This window comes from Micromonospora sp. NPDC051227, from assembly GCF_044455385.1.
Classification (GTDB): Bacteria; Actinomycetota; Actinomycetes; order Mycobacteriales; family Micromonosporaceae; genus Micromonospora.
On the sequence record NZ_JBITET010000001.1, the window covers coordinates 395,892 to 418,792 of the forward strand.

A 22,901-nucleotide genomic window follows, 5' to 3' on the forward strand; every position below is an offset into this window, starting at 1 on the left:
CGCGTCAGGTCGCCTGGGAGACAGGGAGCGGCGCTCCCACGATAAGCGCTCCGCTCCCGGGCCCGGCGGATCCGGCGCAGGCTGGGGACATGCAGAAACGAACTCTTGGTGCGCACGGTCCGATCGTCTCCGCGCTGGGTCTGGGCGGGATGAGCATGTCCGGCTCGTACGGGCCGGCCGACCGCGGCGAGAGCATCGCCACCGTGCATGCCGCGCTGGACGCCGGCGTCACGCTGATCGACACCGCCGACTTCTACGGCATGGGCCACAACGAGCTGCTGCTCGGCGAGGCGCTGCGCGGCCGGGACCGGGACAGCTATCAGCTCAGTGTCAAATTCGGTCAACTGGTCGGGCCGGGCATGCGCTTCTCCGGCGCCGACGGGCGGCCCGAGGCGGTCAAGAACTTCCTGTCCTACACGCTGACCCGCCTCGGGGTCGACCACATCGACATCTACCGCCCGGCCCGGGTCGACCCGCAGGTGCCGGTCGAGGACACCATCGGCGCGATCAAGGAGCTGATCGAGGCGGGGTACGTCCTGTATGCCGGGCTGTCCGAGGCCGGGGCGGCCACGATCCGCCGGGCCCATGCCGTGCACCCGATCGCCGACCTGCAGATCGAGTACTCGCTGCTGTCGCGGGGGATCGAGGCCGAGGTGCTGCCGACGCTGCGTGAGCTGGGCATCGGGCTGACCGCGTACGGCGTGCTCAGCCGGGGCCTGCTCAGCGGGCACTGGGCGCCCGGCCGGGACGGCGACCACCGCAACCACAGCCCACGCTTCTCGGACGAGAACGCCGCGCACAACCTGGCCCTGGTCGACGCGCTGCGCCGGGTCGCCGAGGCCAAGGGCTACACGGTCGCCCAGTTGGCGATCGCCTGGGTCGCCGCGCAGGGCGAGCGCATCGTCCCGCTGATCGGCGCCCGCACCCGGGAGCGGCTGGCCGAGGCCCTCCCGTCGATCGGCCTGGAGTTGACCGGCGACGACCTCGCCGAGATCGAGAAGGCTGTGCCGGCCGGGTCAGCCCGTGGAGACCGATACCCGCCGGCGTTCATGGCCGCCCTCGAGGTCGGCAACTGAACTACATATGGGCCCAAGGAGCGCAAAGAAACGGTGACGAGCACCGGACCGCCCCGCGTGCGTCCGGCACAGCGGAAGGGGAGCCGGGCGCGTGGGGGAAGGTCTCAGCGGTGCAGGTGCTGCTGCTGACCGCTCACCGCTGACCGCTGACCGCTGACACGGAATCTCGCCGCGCCGCGTCACCCGCGCCTCGTACCGACGGGCCGGAGCCATCGCCGGCTCCGGCCCCGTGGTACGCCCGGTCCCCGCTACGGGGTCGGGTACTGGGTCAGGTACACCGGAGCGCCGACCCTGGTCATGTCGGCCGCGTCCCCGACGCCGTTGACCACGTGGTCGATCGTGCCGGCGCTGAGATTGACGGTCATGACGTGGTGCAGCCGCACCCCGGGCCGGTTCGGGACCTCGAAGCCGTTCTCGGTGTGGATCGACGGGTTGTTCTGGTTGAACACGTACACCCCGCCCCCGTACAGGGTGTGGTGACGCACCCGGTCACCGACCTTGTACCCGGCCCAGCCCTCGACCGCGCCGTTCATCCAGTCGGCCTGCGTCGGCGGGTCGTACGGCAGCTCGTTCTGGTAGAGGATCGTGGTGCCGTGCTCGCCGTTCCAGACCGTGTTGTAGCGCTGGAAGTGCTCGACGAAGAGGCCGGTCGCTGTCACGTGGTCGCCGTTGATGACGGCCCCGTAGCGACCGGTGTTGGTACGCCAGCGGTCGGTGTCACCGTTGACGCCCTCGGTGAAGCCCTCGACGCCGTGGTCACCGCGCCACACCCAGGTGTGGTCGATGAGTACGTTGTCGCTGTTGACCTCCAGCGCGGTGTTCGTCCGCCCGATGTGCGGGCCGCCGACCCGGAAGTACACGTCGGAGAGCGTGGTCGGGTTGTGCGGGCTGCTCGCGTTGCGGCCGTGCTCACGTCCGACCCGCAGCAGGACCGGCGATTCGACGAGGCCGGCGTCGATCGTGACACCGGCGACGATCACCCCGGGAACACCGGCCACGTCCAGCGGGATCGCGCCGTTCACGGCGGTCAGCGTGGCGTGCCCGATCCCCAGCACCACGGTGTTCGGACGCCGAACCTCGATGCTGCGCGCGATGTCGTACGTGCCGGGCGTGAGCAGCAGGTGCTTGCCGCGCGCCAACTGGCTGTTGATGACGCGCACCGAGTCCGACGGCTTGGCGATGAAGAAGTCGCCGATCCCGATGGTGCGCCCCGGCGTGATGCCGTCAGCCCAGGAGACGCCCCGGCTGTCGCGCTGCGCGGCGGGCACCCGCACCTGGTAGCGGCCCTTGCCGTCGACGAAGAGGTAGGGCTTCTCCCGGCTCAGCGGGGTGGTCTCCAGGGTGGTGTACGGCGGATCGGGGAACGTGGCGTCGTCCGGTGCGCCCTCGACCCCCGCGAACACCTGGTTCCACACCGCGTTGGACCAGCCGCCGACCTCGCTGTTGCGGGTCAACCACTGTTGCTGCGAACCGTTCGTGGTGGCCGGCAGCCGTGAGTCGGCGATGAACCCGCCGCTGGCGTACTGCGGGCCGGCGGTGCAGTAGTCCATCAGCGACAGACCGCCGCCGCCGATGTTCAGTCGGCGCATCGAAACCGCCTGAGAGACCGCCCAGAAGTTCGCCGACGACCGGCAGTCGTCCTGACCGGTCGCGTTGATGGTGAGCGAGAGGTTGGACAGGGTGCGCCAGAAGTTGACCAGCGCGAGGCAGTTGCCGGTGCCGCCGTCGGCCAGGCAGCGGTTGTAGACCTCCAGCTTGCCGTTGATGGTGACGTCGGTGGGCGAGGCGCCCAGGCCGGACACCTCGGTGTAGTAGCCGACCTTGGCCTGCAACGGCTGCGCGGCCTTGCCGTACGTGCCGGGCTTGAACAGGTAGGCGTGCCGCTCGGTGCCCATCTCGTTGTCGACCTGCCGGGCGTGCGCCGCGTCGAGGGTCTGCTGGATCTCGGCGACCGGCATGGACGGGTCGAAGATCGTCACGTTCGGGCCGAAGTCGGGTGCGCCGTGCGTCGGGCGGCCGGCGCTGGCCGCCGTGCTGGTCATGACGACGGCGGTGGTCACCACCAGAGCAAGAGTGAGGGTACGTCGGGACGGGCTTGTCATCTGGTTCGTCCTCTCCGCTGGCCGGGCGTGACTCCGGCGCAGCTGGGGCGGTGAGAGCGCTCTCTGATCCCTGCCGCCGGAGGTTGGGCCGGGCCGGAAGGGGTTGACATGTTTCTACCCGCTAATTGGGCCGCCCGCCATGACCACGGGCGGCGAACTTGGTGCCGGGCCGATCGGCGAACTCCGACAAGCCCGGATCAAGGCGGGCGCCGTCCCCGCAGCTCGCCCGACTTCAACCTCACGCGATCTTGCACTTCGTGTAGCCGTAATGCGGCTTTCACGACGTATGCCGCCGTCGAAAGTGCAAGATCGCGCGCCGCCCTACGTCGCGGAAAGGTGCCCATGTCCCCGCCCGTTCACGGTCTGCGTCAGGTCACCGTACCGGCGTTAGGATGACCGCCGTGCAGTTCGGGGTGCTCGGGCCGCTCGCCGTGACCACGGACACCGGCGAGCCGGTGGTGGTGCCCGGCACGAAGGTGCGGGCGTTGCTGGCTGACCTGTTGGCCAACCGCAACCAGGTGGTCTCGGCGGACCGTCTCATCGACGACCTGTGGGGTGACGACGCCCCCGCCAATCCGGCCGGCGCCCTCCAGGTGCGGGTTTCGCAGCTGCGCAAGGCGCTCAACGATGCCGAGCCCGGCGCCCGCGATCTGGTCGAGTCCCGGCCACCCGGCTACCTGCTGCGGGTCGACGCGGTCGACGTCGACCGCTTCGACGAGCTTGCCCGCTGCGCCGACGTCGAACGGCTGACCGAGGCCCTCGCGTTGTGGCGCGGCGAGGCGTACGCCGACGTGGCCGACGCCGAGTTCGCGCGGGCCGAGGCGGCCCGCCTCGCCGAGCAGCGCCTCGTCGTTCAGGAACGGTTGGCGCAGGCCCGGCTGGCCCGGGGTGAGCATGACCTGGTGGCCGCGGACCTGGCCGAGCTGGTCGCCAAACATCCGCTGCGCGAGGGCCTGCGGGCGGTGCAGCTACGCGCTTTGTACGCGGCCGGCCGCCAGTCCGAGGCGTTGGAGAGCTACGCCGAGCTGCGGGCCCGGCTCGCCGAGGAGCTGGGCCTCGATCCCGGCCCCGAGCTGGTCGCGCTGCACCGCAGGATCCTCGAACAGGACGCCGGCCTGAACGCCCCGCCGAAGGCGGCGATCATCCGGAACAACCTGCCGGCCGCGCTCGACGAGTTGATCGGGCGGGACGAGGCGCTGGCCGAGCTGCGGGCGTTGCTGCCCCGGCAGCGGCTGGTCACGCTGGTCGGGCCGGGCGGCGTCGGCAAGACCCGACTGGCCACCGAGACGGCCCGCGCGACGTCCTACCCGGACGGTGTCCTCCTGGTCGAGCTGGCCCCGCTCCCGGCCGGTGACGCGCGCGTCGCCGACCAGGTGCTCGGCGCTCTGGGCGCCCACGAGGCCGCCGGAACGACCCACTCCCCCGCCGACCGGGTGGTCACGGCACTGCGGCACCGGCAACTGCTGCTCGTGCTGGATAACTGCGAACACGTCATCGAACCGGTCGCCGAGCTGGTCGCCCGGCTGCTGCGCGACATGTCCGGGGTGAGCGTGCTGGCCACCAGCAGAGAGCCACTCGGGCTGACCGGTGAGCTGCTCTGGGAGGTACCCCCGCTGCCGGTGCCCGACGACGGTGACCTGGACGCGGTCCGGCGCTCGGCGGCGGCCCGGTTGTTCGTCGCCCGCGCCGCCGCGCAGCAACGCGGTTTCCGCCTCGACGGGCAGACCGCGACGGCGGTGGCCCAGCTCTGCCGCCGCCTCGACGGTCTGCCGCTGGCGTTGGAGCTGGCTGCGACCCGGGTCCGCGCGCTGGGCGTACGCGGGGTGGTGGACCGGCTCGACGACCGGTTCCGGCTGCTCACCACCGCGCAGCGGGACGTGGCACCGCGACAGCGGACGCTCACCGCGGTGATCGGATGGAGCTGGGACCTCCTGGACGGGTCCGACCGGGTGGTGCTCGCCCAACTGGCGGTGTTCCCGGACGGCTGCACCCCGGAGGCCGCCGAACAGGTCTGCCGAACCGACCTGGACGCCCTCGCCCGGCTGGTGGACCGGTCCCTGGTGGTGCTCGACGACTCCGGCGCGGCCCCCCGCTACCGGCTGCTCGAATCGGTGGCCGCGTTCTGCCTGGAACGCCTCACCGACGCCGACGAGGTACGCGGGCGGCACGCCACCTACTACACCGAGCTGGCCGAACGGGCCGACCCCGGGCTGCGCGGGGCCGACCAGCAACGCTGGCTGGCGCTGCTCGACACCGAGCTGGCGAACCTGCGGTCGGCGCTGACGCACGGTGGTGGGCTGCGCCTGGCGGTCGCACTGAGCTGGTACTGGTTCCTGCGCGGCCGGCTCACCGAGGCACGGCGGGCGCTGGCGGTGCCCGGCGACCCGGAGCAGGAGGCCCGCGCGGCCCCCTGGCGGGTCGGCTTCGCCCTGTCGCAGGGTGAGGTGATCGCACCGGACGACGTGCGCGCCGCCGTGGCCGGCGACCCGGACAGCCACGCCGCCTGGTTCGCGGCCAACGCGGTGATCGAACACGGCGACCTGGCCCTGGTGTCGGAGCTGCTGCCCACCGCCGCCACCGACCCGTGGACCGAGGCCGCGGTGCTCACCTCCCTGGCCCACATCGCCCACGCCAACGGTGACCAGGCCACCCTGGAGCACACCGCGACCCGCAGCGCCGCGCTCTTCGCCGACCTCGGCGACCGGTGGGGTCGGCTCCGGGCGACCGAGTGGGTGGGTGGGCTGGCCGACATGCGCGGCGAGCACGAGCGCGCCGCCGCGCTGCACCGGGAGGGGCTGCGCTGGGCCGAGGAGTTGGCGCTGTGGCCGCAGGTCTGCGCTGAGCTGTCCTGGCTGGCCTGGCTCGCCGTGCAGACCCGCGACTACGCCCAGGGTCGGGAACTGGCCGAACGCGCCTATGACCTGGCGGTGGAGCAGGGCTCGCCCGGCGCGCTGATCTTCGCGGAGATGAGCCTCGGGCTGGCGGCCCGCCGCGACGGCAAGCTCGATCTGGCCGTCACCCACCTCAGCCACCTCGCCGACCTGGGTCGGGGAGAGAGCCAACCCGCGCTCTACCTGCCGATGGTGCTGGTGGAGCTGGGTTACGCGGTCGAGCAGGGCGGCGACCCGGACGCCGCGTTGGCCCTGCACATCGAGGCGTTCGAGGTCGCCGAGGCGATGGCGACGATGCGGGACGCGATCAACCCACTGGAGGGGATGGCGGCGGCGGTGCGCTCCCCCGAGGTCGCCGCCCGGCTGCTGGGTGCCGCGGCCGCCGCCCGGCTCGCCACGCAGTCCCCCGCCGCGCCGGCCGAACGCGACGACACCGACCGGGTGACCGCGCGACTGCGGGCCGAACTCGGACCGGAGCGCTTCGACGCGTTGCTCGCCGAGGGCGCGCGGCTGAGCCCGGGCGAGGCCCGGGCCCAGCTCTGACCGGTGCTCAGGAGGTCACCTTCGGCTGGTACGAGGCGACGATCACGCCGCTCTTGTGCACCCGGGTGTCGACCAGGTCGAACGACGCCTTGAGTTCGGTCAGCGGCGCGGTGAGGCTGGGGCTGCCCTCCAGCACCGGGTGGATCCAGAACCGGACCTCGTCCACCAGCCCGGCGCGGATCAGCTGGGCGGTGACCGAGCCGAAGCCGTACTGGATGATGTTCTTGCCCGGCTGGGCCTTGAGCGCGGTGACCGCCTCGACCAGATCGCCCTGGAGCACCTCCGTGTTGTTCCAGGTGGGGTTGGTCAGGGTGGTCGAGGCGACGTACTTCTTGACGTTGTTGAAGTACGCGGCGCCAGTGGTCGGGTCGCTCTCGTCCATGTTCGGCCAGGCGGCGGACATGCCGTCGTAGGTGGCCCGGCCCATCAGCATCGCGTCGGCCTCCTCGGTCTGCGCCCCGGCCAGGCTGGCGGCCTCCTCGTCGAAGTACGGCGCGGTCCACATCGGGTTGTCGATGACGCCGTCGAGGGTGATGTAGGTCGAGTTGACGAGCTTGCGCATCGGGATCTCCTGGGTGTCTGTCGTGCTCTCCGGTGACACCCAGAACTCTGCCGGAGCCCGCTTACGATTCGCTTCAGGTGCTCTTACCCGCGTCGTCGGCCCGGCCCTGCGCCGGGTCGGTCAACGGGATCGGCAGCGCCTGCGGGGTCACCGTGCCGCCGCCGGTCGAGTGGGCCGGGGCGGGGCGGTCACCGCCGCGGCTGTGCAGCCGTCCGCGCCCGGCCGGACCGGCCCGCCGGGTCACCTCGACGGTCACCATCCGCACCGGCGGTGACGGCGCGGTGAAACGCCCGACGCCCCACCGCACCCAGATCGGGATCCGGCCGGCGTCCGCCTCCGCGCGCAGCTTCTGCACCGTCCGGGCCCGGTCGGTGTGGTCGACCTCCACCACGACGGGTGGGCCGTCGGGACGGGCACACGCCACGTCGAGCACCGAGTGCCGCTGCTCCAGCGGCGGTGGCAACGGCAGCACGCTGGGCGCGCGCCGGTAGACCCGCCAGCCCTGGGCCTCGGCCCACCGCACCACCGAGTCGATCACCCGCGCGGTGACCTCGTCGGTGTCCAGGTCGACGAAGGTCACCTCGGCCAGCCAGCGACCCAGGTCCGCGGCCAACCGCTCGTCCTGCGCCGCGACCTCCACCGGCGCAGGATAACGCCTCAGCCGACGACGGTCGCGGTCGCGGCGAGGTGCCGGGCCAGCCAGCCGGTGGTGGCCGTACGGGCCGCCTCGGCGTTGGCCCGCGCCAGGAAGTCGTGCCCCTCCCCGGCGAGCACCAGGTGCCCGTACGGCACACCCCGGTCGGCGAGTGCCTGGGCGACCTGCGCCGACTCGCCCGCTGGCACGTTTGTGTCGTTGGCGCCGTGAATCAGCAGCACCGGCACGTCCAGCCGGTCGATGTGGGTCAGCGGGGAGAGGTCGCGCAGCAGGTCGGCGTCCCGGTGCGGGTCGCCGTACTTGCTGACGGCGGCGGCGGCGATCCACGGCTCGGTGCCGGCGAAGAAGGTCTGGAAGTCGGAGATGCCGCACTCGGCGACCCCGGCGGCGAACAGACCGGGGAAGTTCACCAGCACCGCGAGGACCAGGTAGCCACCGTAGGAGCGGCCCAGACAGCCGAGCTGGCCGGGCCGGGCGACGCCGGCGTCGACGAGGAAGTCGGCGCAGGCCGCCACATCGGCGATCGCACCGTAGCGGCCGGCGAGGTTGTCGGCGGCGACGAACGACCGGCCGAAACCGGACGACCCCCGGACGTTGGGCGCGAAGACCGCGACGCCCTGCGCCACCAGGGCCTGGAACAGCGGGTGGTAGCCGGGACGCTCCTGCGCCTCCGGTCCACCGTGCAGGCTGATCGCCGTCGGCCAGGGCCCCGGGCCGGCCGGGCGGTAGAGCCAACCGGAGAGCGGCAGCCCGTCACGGGCCCGCAGGTCGAGAAGTTGCGGTGCCACGCCGGCGTCGTCGATGCGCGGGGCGGTGTCCGGCCGCAGCGGGCGCGGCGCCCCGGTCGACGGGTCGACCAGCCAGACCTCCCGTGGTTGCACCGGCCCCTGCGCGGTGAGGCAGAGCAGGCCGCCGTCGGCGGCGAAGACGGCGTCGCCGAGCACCTCGCCGGGGGCGGTGACGGCCCGCTGCACACCGCTGGCGAAGTCGAGCAGGCTCAGTTCGCTGCGCCCGCCGTAGGTGTTCCACAGCAGCGCGCCGCGCTGCCCGTCCGCGCTGGGCGTGACGTGTTCCAGCTCGGCGTCCGGCCGTCCGGCGAGCCGGGTCGGCGGCTGCTCCGGTCGGGTCAGGTCGACCCGTACCAGCGCGGCGAGTTCGGAGTACGCGTCGGTGCGGGCCAGCACACTCGTTCCGTCCGGGCCGAACCAACCCTGGTCGGTGCTGCCCCGCCCGGTGTCCGGGAATAGCCGCAGCCGAACGCCGGTGGCCACGTCGAGCACCTCCAGCCAGCGGGCGTTACGGGGGCCACGGCGCAGCAGCGCGGTGCCGGCGTCCGGGGTCACGTCCAGGAGGGTGAGCAGGTCGCCCTGGGCGAGCACCCGCCGGCGCCCGGTGGCCGCGTCGACCAGGAGGGCCTGCCCGTGCTCGTCGGTCTCGGTGACCGCCAGCACCGCGCCGTGAGGCAGCCAGCCGGCCAGCGCGGCGCTGCGGCGACCGAACCCGGCGACCTGGTGGCGTCGCGTGCCGTCCGGGCGCAGCACCCACAGCTCGGTGCGGGGCGCGCCACCGGGGGCGACGACACAGGCCAGCCACTGGCCGTCCGGGGACCAGCTCAGCGCGAGGACCGGCTCGTCACCGACGGGCAGCGCGACGGGCGCACCCGCGTCGACCTGGCAGACCCAGACGCCGGGCGTGCCGGCCCGGTCGGAGAGGAACGCCACCCGGCGGCCGTCGGGGGACGGCGCGGGGGCGAAGTCCTCGCTGATCGGCACCGGCGGCGACACCGGCCGGTGGCTCGCGGGTCGGGGCCGCCGGGTGGTGCGCGGCGGCTCAATCCGTACGCTCATCTAAACCCCGATCCGCTGCAACCAGAGCTCCAGCAGCCCGAGCTGCCAGAGCGCGTTGGAGCCCAGCGTGGTCCGCCGGGCGTTCGGCGCGTCCAGCAACTCCTCCAGGTAGTCCTTGCGGAACAGGCCCCGCTCGCGCGCCGGTCGGGCGGTCAGCGCGTCCCGCACGTCGTCGAGCAGTGGGCCGGAGAGGTGCCGGATGGCGGGCACCGGGAAGTAGCCCTTCGGCCGGTCGATCACCTCGTCCGGGACGATGCCCCGGCTCGCCGCCTTCAGCACCCCCTTGCCGCCCTGCGCCAGCTTCATGGCCGGTGGGCAGGCGGCGGCCAGCTCGACCACCTCGTGGTCGAGGAACGGCACGCGGGCCTCCAGCCCCCAGGCCATCGTCATGTTGTCGACCCGCTTGACCGGGTCGTCGACAAGCATCACCAGGCTGTCCAGGCGCAGCGCCGCGTCCAGCGCGGTGTCCGCGCCGGGCGCGCCGAAGTGCGCGGCGACGAACTCCAGGCTGGCGTCGTGGTCGAGCATCCACTCGGGCGCCAGGTGCCCGCCGAGCGCGTCGTGGCGACGGTCGAAGAACACCCGGGCGTACGCCTCGACGGCATCCGCGCGGGCCACATTGGCCATCGGCGGGTACCAGTCGTAGCCGGCGAGGATCTCGTCGGCGCCCTGCCCGGACTGCACCACCGTGATGCGCTGCGAGACCTCCTCGGAGAGCAGGTGGAACGCGACGCAGTCGTGGCTGACCATCGGCTCGCTCATCGCCGCGATGGCCTGGTGCACGGCGGGGACGAACCGCTTCGCGCCGATGCGGATCTGCTGGTGGTCGGTGTCGAAGTGGCGGGCCATCAGGTCGGAGTAGTGGAACTCGTCGCCGCTCTCCCCCGCCGCCGCCTCGAAGCCGATGCTGAAGGTGGCCAGGCCGGTCTGGCCCTGCTCGGCCAGCAGGGCGACGATCAGACTGGAGTCGAGACCGCCGGAGAGCAGCACGCCGACCGGCACGTCGGCGACCATCCGCCGTCGTACGGCGGTGCGCAACGCCGCCATGAGCCGTTCCTGCCACTCGTCGGCCGACATGGCCGGGACGGCGGCCCGGTTGAACTCCGGCCGCCAGTAGGTGGTGTCGGTGCTCCGGCCGTCCGCGGTGATCACCCGCACGGTGGCGGGCGGCAGCTTGCGGACCCCGGCGAGGATCGTGCGCGGCGGCGGCACCACCGAGTGGAAGCTCATGTAGTGGTGCAGCGCCACCGGGTCGAGGTCGGTGTCCACGTCACCGGCGGCGAGCAACGCCGGCACTGTCGAGGCGAAGCGCACCCGGCCCGGCCCCTCGGCCAGGTAGAGCGGTTTGATGCCGAGTCGGTCGCGGGCCAGCACCACTGTGTGTGTGGCCAGCTCGACCAGGGCGAACGCGAACATCCCGTAGAACCGCTCGACGCAGGCCGTCCCCCACCGGTGGTACGCCTTGAGGATCACCTCGGTGTCCGAGGTGGACCGGAAGGAGTAACCGGCGGCGGTCAGCTCGTCGCGCAGCTCCCGGTAGTTGTAGATGCAGCCGTTGAAGACCACGGCCAGACCCAGCTCGCTGTCGACCATCGGTTGGGCGCCCGCGTCGGACAGGTCGATGATGCGCAGCCGGCGGTGCACGAGGGCCACCGGACCCTGCTGCCACAGCCCCTCGCCGTCCGGGCCCCGGGAGGCCAGGGCGGGGAGCATCCGCTCGACGGCGGCCAGGTCAGGTGGTGCCCCGTCGAGGCGGAACTCGCCTCCGATACCACACATGTCACGCACCTCTCATCGGCTGGGGCCGCTGACCGGTCCAGGCTTGGCGGACCGGGTTGCGTCCCGATGACGTGTGGGTCAAGCGTGGGTTACACCGATGGTTCGTCGGCTCCACCGAGCAGCCAGGTGTCCTTCGACCCACCGCCCCGCGACGAGTTGACGATCATGCTGCCGGCCGGCGCCACCCGGGTCAGCGCCACCGGCGCGACCTCGGCGGTGTCACCGAGGAACACGAACGCTCGCAGGTCGACGTGGCGGGGGGCCAGCGCCGTGCCGTCGAAGACCGGGTGGGTGGTCAGCGCGATCATCTCCTGGGCGATCCACCGGTGCGGGGCCGCGAGGATCTGCTCCCGGACCGCGTCCAACTCCTCCGCCTCGGCACGGGGGCCGATCACCACCCGGTCACCGCCGTACCCGTCGACCGGCTTGAGCACCAGCTCGTCGAGCCGGCCCAGCACCTCGGCCCGCTGCTCGGGCAGCCCACACAGGTACGTCGGCACGTCCCCGAGCAGCGGTTTCTCGCCCAGGTAGTACTCGATCAGCCGGGGCACGTACGCGTACAGCGCCTTGTCGTCACCGACACCGTTGCCCAGCGCGTTGGCCAGCGTGAGCCGCCCGGCGTGCACCGCGGCGAGCAGCGGCCACCCCAGCGGCACCCCGTCCGCGCCCGGCGCGTGCAGCAGCGCCTCCTCGTCCATCCGCAGGTAGATCACGTCGACCTCGCGGCGGCAGCCCTCGCGGACCAGCCGGACCCGGCCCTCCTCCACCAGCAGGTCACTGGTCTCGGTCAGCGGCACCCCCATCTCGTCGGCGAGCAGCCGATGCTCGAACCACGCCGGATCACCGGGGCCGCTGCTGAGCACCACCACGGCGGGGTCGTCGGCCGCGGCGGGGGCGGCGGCGACCAGCGCCCGGTACAGCATCGCCGGCGTCTCGTCGGCGGGCAGCAGATCCTCCGGCACCGGCAGCTCCGGCAGCACCGCCCGGGTCAGCCGCCGGTTCTGCACCGCGTAGCCGATCCCGGAGGGCACCCGCAGGTTGTCCTCCAGCACGTACCAGCCGCCGTCCGGGTCCCGGACGAGGTCGGTGCCGGACACCTGGGCGCGGGTGCGCCGCCGGCCCATCAGCGCCCCGGTCGGGCGCAGCCCGGGTGAGGACTCCACCACCCACGCCGGCACCACGCCGTCGGCCACCACGGCCCGGTCGGCGTAGACGTCGCGCAGGAACGCGTCGAGGGCGCGGGCGCGTTGCACCAGGCCGGTCCGCAGGGTCCGCCAGTCGGCGGCGGGCACCACCCGGGGCACCAGGTCGACCGGGAAGAGCCGGGTGCTCGCCTCGCCGGCCACGCTGAACGTCACCCCCCGGGCCCGCTGTTCCTCGTCCCGGTCGCGTTCGCGTTGACGCAGGGCCCCGGCGCCGAGCTGGCGCAGGGCCGCGAGCATCGGGGCGTACGCCGGCTGCGGTCCGGCCGGTCCGAAGACCTCGTCGCCGGCGTCGGCGTACGTGGGCAGCGCCGGCGGTGTCGGCGCACCCGGCAGCGGCCCGCGGACCCGACCCCGGGTCTCGTCGAGCAGCAGGTCGACCACGTCGGCCAACCGGCCCCGTCGCTCGTACGCCCGCCGCTGCCGGGCGGCGGAGCTGCCACGTTCCAACGCGTACCGGGTCAGCTCGCTGACCTGCTCCCAGTCCCCGGTCGCCTCCAGCTGCGGGCGCAGGTCGGTCACCAGGCGACGGACCGCCTGGGCGGCCGGCACCGGTCGGGCCGACCGGGGCAGGTCGAGCAGGTCACCTTCCAACCCGGAACGGGCCGCCCGCCACACGGCGGCGCGCAGCACCGGTGGTCGTACGGCCGTGCGCTCCACCCCGGCGCGCAGGGCGGCGACCTCCCGCCGCACGAGCGCCCGGAACAGGCCGGTGAGCAGGACGATGGTCTCCACGTCGGCGTTGGCGTCGGTGATCCGCAGCTCCACTGTGGGCACGTGCGCCGACGGCCGGACGTCGAAATAGATCATGGCGGGGTCGGTGATGGTCTCGGAGGAGATCAGCTCGGCGACCAACGCCTCGTGGTCGGCGGCGCTGGTCACCTCGCCCGGGTCACCGGCGGTGGGCCAGCGCTGCCAGACCAGGGACCGGACGCTGGCGTAGCCGCTGTCCTGACCCATCCAGTACGGCGAGCTGGTGGAGAGGGCGAGCAGCACCGGCAGCCACGGCTGGACCCGACGGGTGACCGCCACCGCCAGGTCCCGGTCGGAGACGCCGACGTGCACCTGCGCTCCGCAGATCAGCTGCTCCCGGGCGAGCAGCTGGTACTCGTCGAGCATCCGCCGGTACCGGGAGGTGGGGGTGACACTCGGATCGCCGTCGGCGCGCAGCGGCACCGTACCGGCCGCCACGATGCCCAGCCCGGCCCGGTCGGCGACCCGGACGGCGGTCTGCCGCAGCCCGGTCAGCTCGGCGCGGATTTCGTCCAGGGTGCGGCAGACAGCGGTGTTGGTCTCCACCACGCTGCGGTGCAGCTCGGCGGTGAACGAGGCCGCCGGCAACCGGTCGAGCAACTCCCCGGCGCGGGGCACCAACTCCCGGGTGTGCAGGTCGACGACGTGGAACTCCTCCTCCACACCGATCGTGGCCAGGTCAGCCGGGTCGCCGTCGTCGAGCGACAGGGCCGGATGGATGCGCGGCGTGGGCAGTGTCCGGCCGTTGCCGGACCGGCCCACCGGTCCGTCGTACGTCGGCGCGTTCGTGGTGTTGTCGGCCATGGTCACCCCGGTTCGCGTGTCGGTGGTGTCGACTGTCCGACGAGCGTTCCCAGGGTTGGTACCGGGGGTGTTTCGGGCGCGTTAAGGTGAGGCGCCCGTTCTGCCCGGGCTGCTCAGGGCAGGTGATCAGCCTGCGGGTGGAGTCGGGGACCGGCGCGCCGCTAACGGGTCAGGGTCTGCGGCCGGTACTCGATGGTCGCGGCGACCCGGTCACCGTCGTCGACCACCCGCTCGTCGAGAACGGTGACGTCATGCGCACGCAACTCGTCGTACGCGTTGCGGTTGGTGGTCGCCCGCCGGCCGGTCAGCAGGCCGGCGGCGGCGAGCAGCAGCGCACCGGTGCACACCGACGCCATCCACTGCGCCGATGGCGCCAGCGCGACCAGCCTGGCCGGGAGCACGCCGCGTTGCGCCTGGGCCAAGGCACCCTCTGCGGCCCGGTTCAACGGCCGGTACGCGATGACGGTGTGCGCGCTGGACGGTGGTTCGGTCTCCACCACCACCGTCGGCCTGGAGCTGACCGTCACCGCGACGCTCGACGCCCTCGACGACGCCGACACGGTGATCGTGCCCGGGTTCCGCCGTGGCCCGGCACCGCCGCGCGCTCTCGAGGCGCTGCGGCTGGCTCACCGTCGTGGCGCCCGCATCGCGTCGATCTGCACCGGGGCCTTCGCGCTGGCCCAGGCCGGTCTGCTCGACGGCCGCCGCGCGACCACCCACTGGGCGCACGCCGACGCGCTCGCGGATGAGCACCCCCGGGTGCTGGTGGACGCGAATGCGCTCTACATCGACGAAGGTGAGGTGCTCACCAGCGCCGGCCTCGACCTGTGCCTCTACCTGGTCGGCCGCGACCACGGGCAGGATGTCGCCATCCAACGGGCCCGTCACATGATCACCCCACTGCACCGAGCCGGCGGTCAGGCACAGTTCATCCCGGTCGGCGTCGGAGGTGAGGCGACGAGTTGGCCGCGGTCACCGCTTGGGCGAGCAGCAACCTGCATCGTCCGATCACCGTCGCGGACCTTGCCCGACAGGGTGTGATGTCCAGCCGTACGCTGCATCGCAGCTTTCAGAGTCGGTTCCGGATGGGCCCACGAGCGTGGCTGATCCAGCAACGGCTGCGCGAGGCCTGCACCCTGCTCGAGAGCGGCGAAATCACCGTCGACGAGGTCGCGCCGCGCACCGGCCTGGGCACGGCGACCAACCTCCGTGCGCATTTTCAGCGGGCCTTCGCCACCCCTACCGCGTACCGGCGGGCCTTCACCCCCTGAACCTGTCGACGGTGGCCTCGGCGGGATTGATCGACACGGGTTTGGTGATGTCGGGGTATCCCGCCGGCCTGGACACCCCGACATCAGCAGTCTCGATTCGATCAATCACGGCCAAGGAGCGGCCGAGGTCACCTCATGTTCGCCACCACGAACGGCGCGTGGCCGTGCAGGTAGTTGGTCCACCCGCCGGTCACCGGCGCGCCCGGGCTGAGCAGGTTGGTGGTGTCGGTGCCGACGTCGAGCTTCCAGGCCGTCCAGGAGATGCCGTTCGCCTTCATCCAGTCGATCCAGGACTGCGCCTCCGGCAGGCAGGCCCGGCCGTCGAGGCCGCCATCGGCGTTACTGGCGCCCCACTCGGTGACGAACAGCGCCAGACCCGCGCGGATCGCCGCGTCACCCTTGGCGCGCAGCGACGCCCCGTGCGTGCAGGAGTAGAAGTGCAGTGTGTACATCAGGTTGGTGCCGGTGACCGGGCTGGCCGCCGCGACGTCCACGTCCTGTGACCAGGTCGGGGTGCCGAGCACGATGATGTTGTCCGGGTCGGCGGCGCGGATCGCGGAGACCACCGCCTGGTGGTACGGCTTGATGACGTTGGTCCAGCTGACCTGGAGCGGCTCGTTGTAGGGCTCCCAGATGACGTTGGGCAGGTTGCCGTACCGGCGGGCCAGGTCACCGAAGAACGCCACCGCCTGGGACTGGTTGTTCTGCGCCTCATGCGCGTGCCAGTCGACGATCACGTAGACCCCGGCCGTGACCGCGTTGTTGATGATGGTCTCCACCTGCGCGCGTGCCTTGGCCGGGTCACTGAGGTACGCCCCCGCCGGCTCCACGCCCATGGCCGCGCGGATCACCTGGAGGTTCCAGTTGTCCCGCATCCAGCGCAGTGCGGAGAGGTTCTCGGCGTACGGGGCCGTCTCCCAGTTGAGCCACATGCTGCTGATGCCGCGCAGCTGCACCCGCGCGCCGGACTTGTCGCACATCGTGGTGCCGCAGACCCGCAGTTGCCCGTGCCGCTCGACCGGCGTGCCGGTGGTCGGCGGCGGGGTGGTCGGCGGCGGGGTGGTCGGCGGCGGGGTGGTGGGTGGCGGCGTGGTCGGGGGCGGGCCGCCGGCGCAGGACGCGCCGTTCACTGTGCAGTTGACCGGGGTGCCGGTGCCGTTGACGAGGAAGCCGAACGAGGTGGAGGCGCCGGCGGCGAGGGTGCCGTTCCAGGACACGTTGGCGAAGGTGTAGTGGCTGCCCGAGGTCGTCTGTTGCGCGTTCCACGACTGGCTGACGGTCGAGGAGGACGGCAGGTCGAACTCGACCCGCCAGCTGGTGATTGGTGCGGAGGTGTCGTTGGTGACGGTGACCTGCCCCTGGTAGCCGTTGCCCCAGTTGTTCGTCACGGAGAACACGGCGGTGGCCGCGCTGGCCGGTGTGGCGGCGACCACTGCCACCCCAGCGGCGAGCAGGCCGGCGACGGCCAGGGTCGTGACAAGTCTCAGTGTGCGCATGCGGAACCCGCTTCGGATCGACGGTGGTGGTCTGAGGCGGGGCGGCGCCTGCGCGCACAATATCGATCAATGCCAATGTATGCAAGGCTGGCCGGAGGGGGTCAGCGCCAGCACCGCACCCGCCCGGTCAGGGGCGCAGCGCGTTGAGCACCAGGTCGGCGTACCGGCGCCACACCGCCGGGTCGCGCTCGTCGAGCACGATGAGCTGCCGGACCGCCCCGCAGAGGATTACCCGGATGTCCAGTTCCCCGGCGTCCGGGCGGATCTTGCCGGACGCTCGGGCCTCCGCCACCAGCTGCCCGATCAGCCCCAGGATGCGCGCGGCGGGCACCAGCCTGCCCTCGAAGAACGCGTCGGCGAGGACCCGGTCGCGGGCGAGGCGTCCGAACAGGTCGGGCACGTAGGAACACCACTCCCGGTACGCGTCGACGCCGTCGAGCGCCGCGCGGGTGCGCTGCTCCAGCTCCTGGAACTGCCGCTGGACGACCGCGACGATCAGGTCTTCCTTGCTGGGGTAGCTGCGGTAGACCGTCGCGCGACCCACCCCGGCCCGCTCCGCCACCTGCGGCACCGTCACCTGCAGACCCTGCTCGCCGAAGAGCTCCCGGGCGGCGGCGATGACCCGCTCCTGGTTGCGACGGGCGTCCAGACGGCGATGGGGAGCATCCGGGTCGCTCGGCGTCGGTGGGGCCATGGCCTCAGTCTGCCCGTTCGGTCTCGTCGGTCAGCAGCGGCTCGTCGCCGTACACGGTGGTGAGTTCGACGTCGAGCACCGTGGCCACCCGGCCGAACGACCAGTAGTAGCCGATCACCTGGAGTACCTCGACGATCTCGCGCTCGCTGAGGATGTGCCGCACCTTGTCGAAGAGGTCGTCGGGAACGCGCGGTGACCGCACCACCTCGGCGGCGAACCGGATGAGCGTGCGGTCGTACGCGCGGAGGTGCGGGTTGTCGATGTCCCGGCTGCTGATGATCTCGCGGGTGCCCTCGTCGACGCCGGCCGCCTCGGACATGGGAGCGTGCTGGGCCGCCACGAACTCGCACCCGGTGTACTCGGCCACGGTGAGGATGACCAGTTCCCGCAAGCGGGCGGGCAGCTCCAACGAGGTGAACTGCGCCCTCGCGAGCTGGATGAAGAGCTTCACCGTGCCGACCGAGTGGGTCAGCATCTTGACCATCGGGTCGGGCGGCAGGGCGGACAGAACGTCACGGACGTCGGCCGGGATCGCGTTCGGGTCGGGGTCGGCAAGGCGGGGCATGGCTCGCTCCAAGGGTGGTCGTCGAGACGGTTCAGGCGGGCAGGTCGAAACCCGTCTCGCTGAGGTGGCGGAAGCGGCCGTCCTCGGCGTACGTCCCGAAGATGGTGATCTCCCGCCGGGCGGTCGACCCGTCGGCCAGGGTGATCTCGTAGACGTGTCGTTCGGCGTAGCGGAGACCGTCGCGCAGCTCGTCGAGGACCCGCACGGTGCCGCTGACGATCTGACCGCGTACCCGGGTCACCATCTCGACGAATCCGGCCCGGTCGAGGGTCTCGCCGTCGCTGCGGTGGGTGTAGTCGGGGGCGTAGAACTCGTCGAGCGCCTCGGTCAGGTCGCGCGTCGGCTCGAAGACCACAGCGCGCAGGGCGTCGCTGATCCGTACCGGATTCATGGGGCTCCTCGTGGGTAACCGTCGGGGTAGATCCGGACTCGCAGGTCCGCTTAACGCCACCGTACCGGACTCCCGAGTCCACTTTCGGTGAGAGTCGTCACGTACCCGGGGAGCAGCCGCGCCCGCCACGGCGGGTGCGGGTCGGCCGGTCCGGTCGTAGCGTGGGGCGCATGCGAACCACCACGCTGGGCAGCACCGGACCCGAGGTCGGCGTCATCGGCCTCGGCTGCATGGGCATGAGCCACGGCTACGACATCACCGGCCCGCGCGACGACGACACGTCGATCTCCGTCATCCGACAGGCACTGGACCTGGGCGCGACGCTGATCGACACGTCGGACGTGTACGGGCCGTACACCAACGAGGAACTGGTCGGGCGGGCGCTGGCCGGCGGGCACCGGGAGCGGGCCGTACTGGCCACGAAGGTCGGCCTGGTGGCCACCTCCCCCACCGGTGGCCCCGGCAACTCACCGAAGATCGGCAACAACGGCCGCCCGGAGCACATCCGTACGGCGATCGACGAGAGCCTGCGCCGGCTCGGCACCGACCACGTCGACCTCTACCAGTTGCACCGGGTCGACCCGGAGGTGCCCATCGAGGAGTCCTGGGGCGCGATGGCCGAGGTCGTGGCGGCGGGCAAGGCCCGGCAGCTCGGGTTGTCCGAGGTGACGGTCGCGCAGATCGCGCGGGCCCAGGCGGTGCACCCGGTGGGGTCGGTGCAGTCCGAGTTGTCACTGTGGACGCGCGACCCGTTGGCCGAGGTGTTGCCGTACTGCGCCGAGCAGGGCATCGCCTTCCTGCCGTTCTCCCCGCTCGGTCGCGGTTTCCTCGCCGGCCGGTTCACCTCGTTCGACGACCTGCCCGCCGACGACTTCCGGCGTGGCCTGCCGCGCTTCCAGCAGGACGCGCTGCGCGCCAACCTCGCCATCGTCGCCCGGGTCCGGGAGATCGCCGACCGGGCCGGCTTCAGCCCCGCGCAGGTCGCCCTCGCGTGGGTGGTCGCCCAGGGTGACCAGGTCATCCCGATCCCCGGCACCAAGACCCCGGAGTACCTGGTGGACAACTGCGCGGCCGCTGATGTGCGGCTCAGCGCGGAGGACCTGGCCGACCTGGACGCGCTGCCCGCACCCGAGGGTGGCCGTTACTGAGGCTCCGGCGGCCCGGCACCGCGTGGCCGGGCCGCCACCGGCGGGCCGAACCGGACCCCGACACCGGGCGAGTAGAGCACGCTGACCGGCGGCCCGAGCGGGGCCGGCAGCCCGGCGGCGGCCACCAACTCGTCATCCAGGTGCAGCACCTCGGCCCGGTGCAGCGGCCAGCTCGGATGCCAGTTCGGCAGGTGCAGCGTGCGCCCGTACGCCCGGGTGTGCAGCCCCCAGCGGGCGGTGACGAAGTGTTCGAGCGGGGTCGGCTCGACGATCCGCTCCCCCACCCGCACCACCATCCGGCTCGTCGCGCCCGCCGGTCCGGGCCAGCGCCGCCGGCACCGGTAGCTGCGACGGTCGCCGTCGCGATCCAACCGCATCGACGACCAGAGGTACGGCAGGCGCAACGTCGCCCGCGCCACCAGCACCGGCACCAGGCGGGACGCGTCGAGCGACCGGAACACCACCGCTCGTCGGCCGGCCTCGTCGACCGAGTACAGCCGGACGTTGGTCTCCCAGAAGGTGCCGAAGTAGGGCACCCTCGGCCCCCGGCCGAAGCCCAGCCCGACCATCCGGAAACCGATCAGGCCGACGTAGCTCACCCCCTCCAGGGTGTCCGGACGGGTGCCGGCGGGCAGCAGCGGCGCGACGAGCGCCGGAGCGACAGCCCAGTGCAGGAAGGTGAGGTCCTCCCAGCGCTGCCGCAGGAGCGCCCAGGGGAACGCCTGCCGGGGTGCGTGGTCGACCGGTTCGGGGTGCACCCCCTCATCCTGGCTCAGCGGGCTGGCCGGCGTGGTCTCAGGCGTGCGGGCCGACACCGATGGTGCCGATGGTCAGCGACGCCTCACCCTCCAGGATCTCGCCGACCCGCTCGACCTCCTCCCCCAACGCCCGCTGTTGGGCGGCACCGAGCGTCCGCAGCGGCTCGACGGTGACCCGGATCGAGCGGCCGGAGCGGCGTTGATGCCACACGCCGGCGACCACCCCGTCGACCAGCAGCACCGGATAGTTGCCGGCCTGGCCACCGGCGAGCGCCCGCTCGGCGGCGGCATCGGGGAAGAGCCGTTCGCGGGGGTGGCAGCCGACCGCGTACGCGTCGAAGTACGGCAGGAGCCGCAACCCGGACGGCCGGTCGTCGGGGAATTCGGTGTCGTCGGGGGCCACCCAGGCCCGGGTGCCCTCCACCGTCACCTCGGTCAGGTCGAGCGAGTCGAACAGCAACGTCCCCCACCCCGGAGGCACCCCCAGCCAGCGGGCGAACTGTGCCGGGGGGGCCGGCCCGTACGCGTGCAGGTAGCTGCGGACGAGGGCGGCCAGGGCGGCGGGACCGGGCATCGGCGCGAAGTCGGGCAGCCACCGGGTCGGGCTGGTGTACGTGCTGGCCCGACCGCGATTCGGGCCGAAGCAGACCACTCCGCCACGGGTGGCTGCGGTCATCGCCGCGACCCACCGGGGCCACTTGTCCTGGAACGCCTCCATGACCAGGTCACCCGCCCACGGGCCGGTACGGGCGACGATCTCCTCGGTCAGCTCGGCGGTGGTCAGGTCGGCGTCGGCGACCGCGTCGGCGATGGCCGCGAGGACCTGCTCGGTCTGCCGGGGCGTCAGCAGGACAACGCTCCGCTCCCAGGACGGCGCTGGCAACGCGGTCAGCGCGCCGACCCACATCGGCAGGTCCGCTGCGGCGAGCAGGTGCACGGTCCCGCGTGGCCCACGGGTCTTGACCAGGGTTCGGTCGGTCCACAGTGACCGGCGTACCAGGGCGCGGGTCGCGCCCGGCACCCGCAGCCCGATGGACAGCTCGGCGGCCGACGCGATCTGGGCGTGCGCGCCGCAGATCGCCGACACCACGTCGGCGATGCGCGCGGCGTCCGGTGCCGCGTCCGCCGCCGGTGTGCGGAGCCGGTGCCGCGCAAGCCGTCGGGCGGACACCTGCGCCCAGCTCAGCTCGATCATCGCAGGCCCTCGAAGAACGCGCGGATGTCCGCCGCGTGCGCCAGCGGCTCGTCCATCGCCACGAAGTGGCTGCCCGGGTTGCCCTGCGGCCAGTGGACGATCGTGTTGTCTCGCTCGGCGAGGCGGCGCATCAACGCGGAGCCGCCGCCGTACACACCGGACGGCACCCGCCGCTGGCCCGTCGGCCAGGCGAAACCGCCATCGTCGGCGACGGTGAGCCGCTCGTACATGGGCCACGACGACGTTCCCGACGTGCCGGTGAACCAGTAGAGGCTGACATTGGTGAGCAGGTGGTCCCGGTCGATGGCCTGCTCCGGCGTGGGCACCGTCATGGTGAACTCCTTGAACTTCTGCATCATCCAGGCCAGCAGCCCGACCGGCGAGTCGTTCCAGGCGTACGAGAGGGTCTGCGGCGCTGCCCGCAGCAGCGCGTGATGGTCGACGCCACCGCTCATCCACTGCTGCATCTGTTCCCACTCGGCGCGTTCCGCCGCGCTCATGTCCGGCACGTCGGCGGCGGTCGGGAAGCCGAACCCGCCGTCGATGTGCACGCCCACCACCTGCTCCGGCGCCACCGCGGCCACCCGTGGCGCGATGTACGCACCGAGGTCGCCGCCCTGGGTGCCATAACGGCGGTAGCCGAGGCGGGCCATCAGCTCGACCCACATCCGGGCGAGCCGGTCGATCGTGAACCCGGCCGGCGGCGCCTGCGAGAAACCGTAGCCGGGCACCGACGGCACGACCACGTGAAACGCCTGCGCGGGGTCACCGCCATGAGCGCGTGGGTCGGACAGCGGGCCAATCAGCTCGGTGAACTCGACCACCGAGTTCGGCCAGCCGTGTGTCAGCAGCAACGGCAACGCGTCCGGCTCCGGCGAGCGGACGTGCAGCACATGCACAGCCAAGCCGTCGATCTCGGTGACGAGTTGGGGAAAGTCGTTCAGGCGCGCCTCGTGGGCCCGCCAGTCGTAACCATTCGCCCAGTACTCGGCCAGCTCGCGTAGGTACGTCACCGGCACCCCACGGCTCCAACCGGTGCCGGGCAACGAGCGGGGCCACCGGGTTCGGGAGAGCCGGTCACGCAGGTCGTCGAGGTCCACCTGCGCAATGTCGATGCGAAATGGCGTCATGCCGGGAAACGCTACGGCCCATATAGGACAGGTTCTGGC

19 protein-coding genes are annotated in these 22,901 nt (G+C 72.4%); 5 read left to right on the plus strand and 14 right to left on the minus strand.

Annotation, left to right across the window (positions count from 1 at the left end; all coding sequences use genetic code 11):
• Window positions 1-89: 89 nt before the first annotated feature.
• Entirely contained in the window at window positions 90-1,076 is a 987-nt protein-coding gene (locus ACIA47_RS01900; protein ID WP_396704643.1) for an aldo/keto reductase, read from the plus strand.
• A 248-nt stretch (window positions 1,077-1,324) separates the two neighbouring features.
• Here the strand turns inward: ACIA47_RS01900 and ACIA47_RS01905 are convergent, their stop codons facing one another.
• The gene (locus ACIA47_RS01905) at window positions 1,325-3,178 is read right to left on the minus strand and encodes an adenylyl cyclase (protein WP_396704645.1); all 1,854 of its coding nucleotides are present in this window, start codon (window positions 3,176-3,178) and stop codon (window positions 1,325-1,327) included.
• Window positions 3,179-3,570: 392 nt separating this feature from the next.
• On the opposite strand from ACIA47_RS01905, the gene ACIA47_RS01910 reads away from it, so the two are divergent.
• Complete coding sequence (locus tag ACIA47_RS01910) at window positions 3,571-6,612, plus strand: BTAD domain-containing putative transcriptional regulator (RefSeq protein WP_396704647.1); 3,042 nt, start codon at window positions 3,571-3,573, stop codon at window positions 6,610-6,612.
• A 7-nt stretch (window positions 6,613-6,619) separates the two neighbouring features.
• Here the strand turns inward: ACIA47_RS01910 and ACIA47_RS01915 are convergent, their stop codons facing one another.
• The 6 genes from ACIA47_RS01915 to ACIA47_RS01940 all read right to left on the minus strand — a co-directional run bounded on the left by ACIA47_RS01915 (window position 6,620) and on the right by ACIA47_RS01940 (window position 14,561).
• Complete coding sequence (locus tag ACIA47_RS01915; protein WP_396704649.1) at window positions 6,620-7,174, minus strand: dihydrofolate reductase family protein; 555 nt, start codon at window positions 7,172-7,174, stop codon at window positions 6,620-6,622.
• 73 nt (window positions 7,175-7,247) lie between these two features.
• Window positions 7,248-7,814: a hypothetical protein gene (locus tag ACIA47_RS01920; RefSeq protein WP_396704651.1), complete on the minus strand. Its 567-nt coding sequence runs from the start codon at window positions 7,812-7,814 to the stop codon at window positions 7,248-7,250.
• A gap of 17 nt (window positions 7,815-7,831) precedes the next feature.
• The gene (locus ACIA47_RS01925; protein WP_396704653.1) at window positions 7,832-9,676 is read right to left on the minus strand and encodes a prolyl oligopeptidase family serine peptidase; all 1,845 of its coding nucleotides are present in this window, start codon (window positions 9,674-9,676) and stop codon (window positions 7,832-7,834) included.
• Window positions 9,677-11,455, minus strand: a complete 1,779-nt coding sequence (locus ACIA47_RS01930; protein WP_396704655.1) for an N-acetylglutaminylglutamine amidotransferase — start codon at window positions 11,453-11,455, stop codon at window positions 9,677-9,679.
• Between the two features lie 89 nt (window positions 11,456-11,544).
• A complete protein-coding gene (locus ACIA47_RS01935; protein ID WP_396704657.1) occupies window positions 11,545-14,214 on the minus strand; it encodes a glutamate--cysteine ligase in 2,670 nt (889 codons plus the stop codon).
• A gap of 161 nt (window positions 14,215-14,375) precedes the next feature.
• Entirely contained in the window at window positions 14,376-14,561 is a 186-nt protein-coding gene (locus ACIA47_RS01940) for a DJ-1/PfpI family protein (RefSeq protein WP_396704659.1), read from the minus strand.
• On the opposite strand from ACIA47_RS01940, the gene ACIA47_RS01945 reads away from it, so the two are divergent.
• Complete coding sequence (locus ACIA47_RS01945; protein WP_396704661.1) at window positions 14,554-15,255, plus strand: GlxA family transcriptional regulator; 702 nt, start codon at window positions 14,554-14,556, stop codon at window positions 15,253-15,255. The genes ACIA47_RS01940 and ACIA47_RS01945 overlap by 8 nt on opposite strands.
• Window positions 15,255-15,485, plus strand: a complete 231-nt coding sequence (locus tag ACIA47_RS01950) for a helix-turn-helix domain-containing protein (protein WP_396704663.1) — start codon at window positions 15,255-15,257, stop codon at window positions 15,483-15,485. Before ACIA47_RS01945 ends, ACIA47_RS01950 begins: the two co-directional genes overlap by 1 nt.
• A 128-nt stretch (window positions 15,486-15,613) precedes the next feature.
• On the opposite strand, the gene ACIA47_RS01955 is transcribed toward ACIA47_RS01950, so the two are convergent.
• The 4 genes from ACIA47_RS01955 to ACIA47_RS01970 form a co-directional block, all read right to left on the minus strand.
• Window positions 15,614-16,981: a cellulase family glycosylhydrolase gene (locus ACIA47_RS01955; protein ID WP_396704665.1), complete on the minus strand. Its 1,368-nt coding sequence runs from the start codon at window positions 16,979-16,981 to the stop codon at window positions 15,614-15,616.
• A gap of 127 nt (window positions 16,982-17,108) precedes the next feature.
• Window positions 17,109-17,675: a TetR/AcrR family transcriptional regulator gene (locus ACIA47_RS01960; RefSeq protein ID WP_203121002.1), complete on the minus strand. Its 567-nt coding sequence runs from the start codon at window positions 17,673-17,675 to the stop codon at window positions 17,109-17,111.
• A gap of 4 nt (window positions 17,676-17,679) precedes the next feature.
• Complete coding sequence (locus ACIA47_RS01965; protein ID WP_396704667.1) at window positions 17,680-18,240, minus strand: carboxymuconolactone decarboxylase family protein; 561 nt, start codon at window positions 18,238-18,240, stop codon at window positions 17,680-17,682.
• A gap of 31 nt (window positions 18,241-18,271) precedes the next feature.
• The gene (locus ACIA47_RS01970; RefSeq protein WP_203120998.1) at window positions 18,272-18,631 is read right to left on the minus strand and encodes a hypothetical protein; all 360 of its coding nucleotides are present in this window, start codon (window positions 18,629-18,631) and stop codon (window positions 18,272-18,274) included.
• 170 nt (window positions 18,632-18,801) lie between these two features.
• On the opposite strand from ACIA47_RS01970, the gene ACIA47_RS01975 reads away from it, so the two are divergent.
• A complete protein-coding gene (locus tag ACIA47_RS01975) occupies window positions 18,802-19,779 on the plus strand; it encodes an aldo/keto reductase (protein ID WP_396704670.1) in 978 nt (325 codons plus the stop codon).
• Here the strand turns inward: ACIA47_RS01975 and ACIA47_RS01980 are convergent.
• From ACIA47_RS01980 to ACIA47_RS01990, 3 genes are read right to left on the minus strand one after another with little or no spacing between them, the layout of a single operon-like run.
• Window positions 19,773-20,537, minus strand: coding sequence for a YqjF family protein (locus tag ACIA47_RS01980; protein WP_396704672.1), 765 nt, complete (start codon window positions 20,535-20,537; stop codon window positions 19,773-19,775). The two genes, ACIA47_RS01975 and ACIA47_RS01980, sit on opposite strands and share 7 nt — an antisense overlap.
• A gap of 37 nt (window positions 20,538-20,574) precedes the next feature.
• Complete coding sequence (locus ACIA47_RS01985; protein ID WP_396704674.1) at window positions 20,575-21,732, minus strand: winged helix DNA-binding domain-containing protein; 1,158 nt, start codon at window positions 21,730-21,732, stop codon at window positions 20,575-20,577.
• A complete protein-coding gene (locus ACIA47_RS01990; protein ID WP_203120992.1) occupies window positions 21,729-22,862 on the minus strand; it encodes an epoxide hydrolase in 1,134 nt (377 codons plus the stop codon). The genes ACIA47_RS01985 and ACIA47_RS01990 overlap by 4 nt, the downstream gene beginning before the upstream one ends.
• Between the last annotated feature and the right edge of the window lie 39 nt (window positions 22,863-22,901).

Coding starts and splice junctions, on each gene's coding strand:
- ACIA47_RS01965 (WP_396704667.1), bottom strand. CDS start 18,240: ATGCCCCGCCTTGCCGACCCCGACCCGAACGCGATCCCGGCCGACGTC.
- ACIA47_RS01915 (WP_396704649.1), bottom strand. CDS start 7,174: ATGCGCAAGCTCGTCAACTCGACCTACATCACCCTCGACGGCGTCATC.
- ACIA47_RS01910 (WP_396704647.1), top strand. CDS start 3,571: ATGACCGCCGTGCAGTTCGGGGTGCTCGGGCCGCTCGCCGTGACCACG.
- ACIA47_RS01960 (WP_203121002.1), bottom strand. CDS start 17,675: ATGGCCCCACCGACGCCGAGCGACCCGGATGCTCCCCATCGCCGTCTG.
- ACIA47_RS01900 (WP_396704643.1), top strand. CDS start 90: ATGCAGAAACGAACTCTTGGTGCGCACGGTCCGATCGTCTCCGCGCTG.
- ACIA47_RS01975 (WP_396704670.1), top strand. CDS start 18,802: ATGCGAACCACCACGCTGGGCAGCACCGGACCCGAGGTCGGCGTCATC.
- ACIA47_RS01970 (WP_203120998.1), bottom strand. CDS start 18,631: ATGAATCCGGTACGGATCAGCGACGCCCTGCGCGCTGTGGTCTTCGAG.
- ACIA47_RS01935 (WP_396704657.1), bottom strand. CDS start 14,214: ATGGCCGACAACACCACGAACGCGCCGACGTACGACGGACCGGTGGGC.
- ACIA47_RS01925 (WP_396704653.1), bottom strand. CDS start 9,676: ATGAGCGTACGGATTGAGCCGCCGCGCACCACCCGGCGGCCCCGACCC.
- ACIA47_RS01930 (WP_396704655.1), bottom strand. CDS start 11,455: ATGTGTGGTATCGGAGGCGAGTTCCGCCTCGACGGGGCACCACCTGAC.
- ACIA47_RS01955 (WP_396704665.1), bottom strand. CDS start 16,981: ATGCGCACACTGAGACTTGTCACGACCCTGGCCGTCGCCGGCCTGCTC.
- ACIA47_RS01985 (WP_396704674.1), bottom strand. CDS start 21,732: ATGATCGAGCTGAGCTGGGCGCAGGTGTCCGCCCGACGGCTTGCGCGG.
- ACIA47_RS01990 (WP_203120992.1), bottom strand. CDS start 22,862: ATGACGCCATTTCGCATCGACATTGCGCAGGTGGACCTCGACGACCTG.
- ACIA47_RS01950 (WP_396704663.1), top strand. CDS start 15,255: ATGTCCAGCCGTACGCTGCATCGCAGCTTTCAGAGTCGGTTCCGGATG.
- ACIA47_RS01905 (WP_396704645.1), bottom strand. CDS start 3,178: ATGACAAGCCCGTCCCGACGTACCCTCACTCTTGCTCTGGTGGTGACC.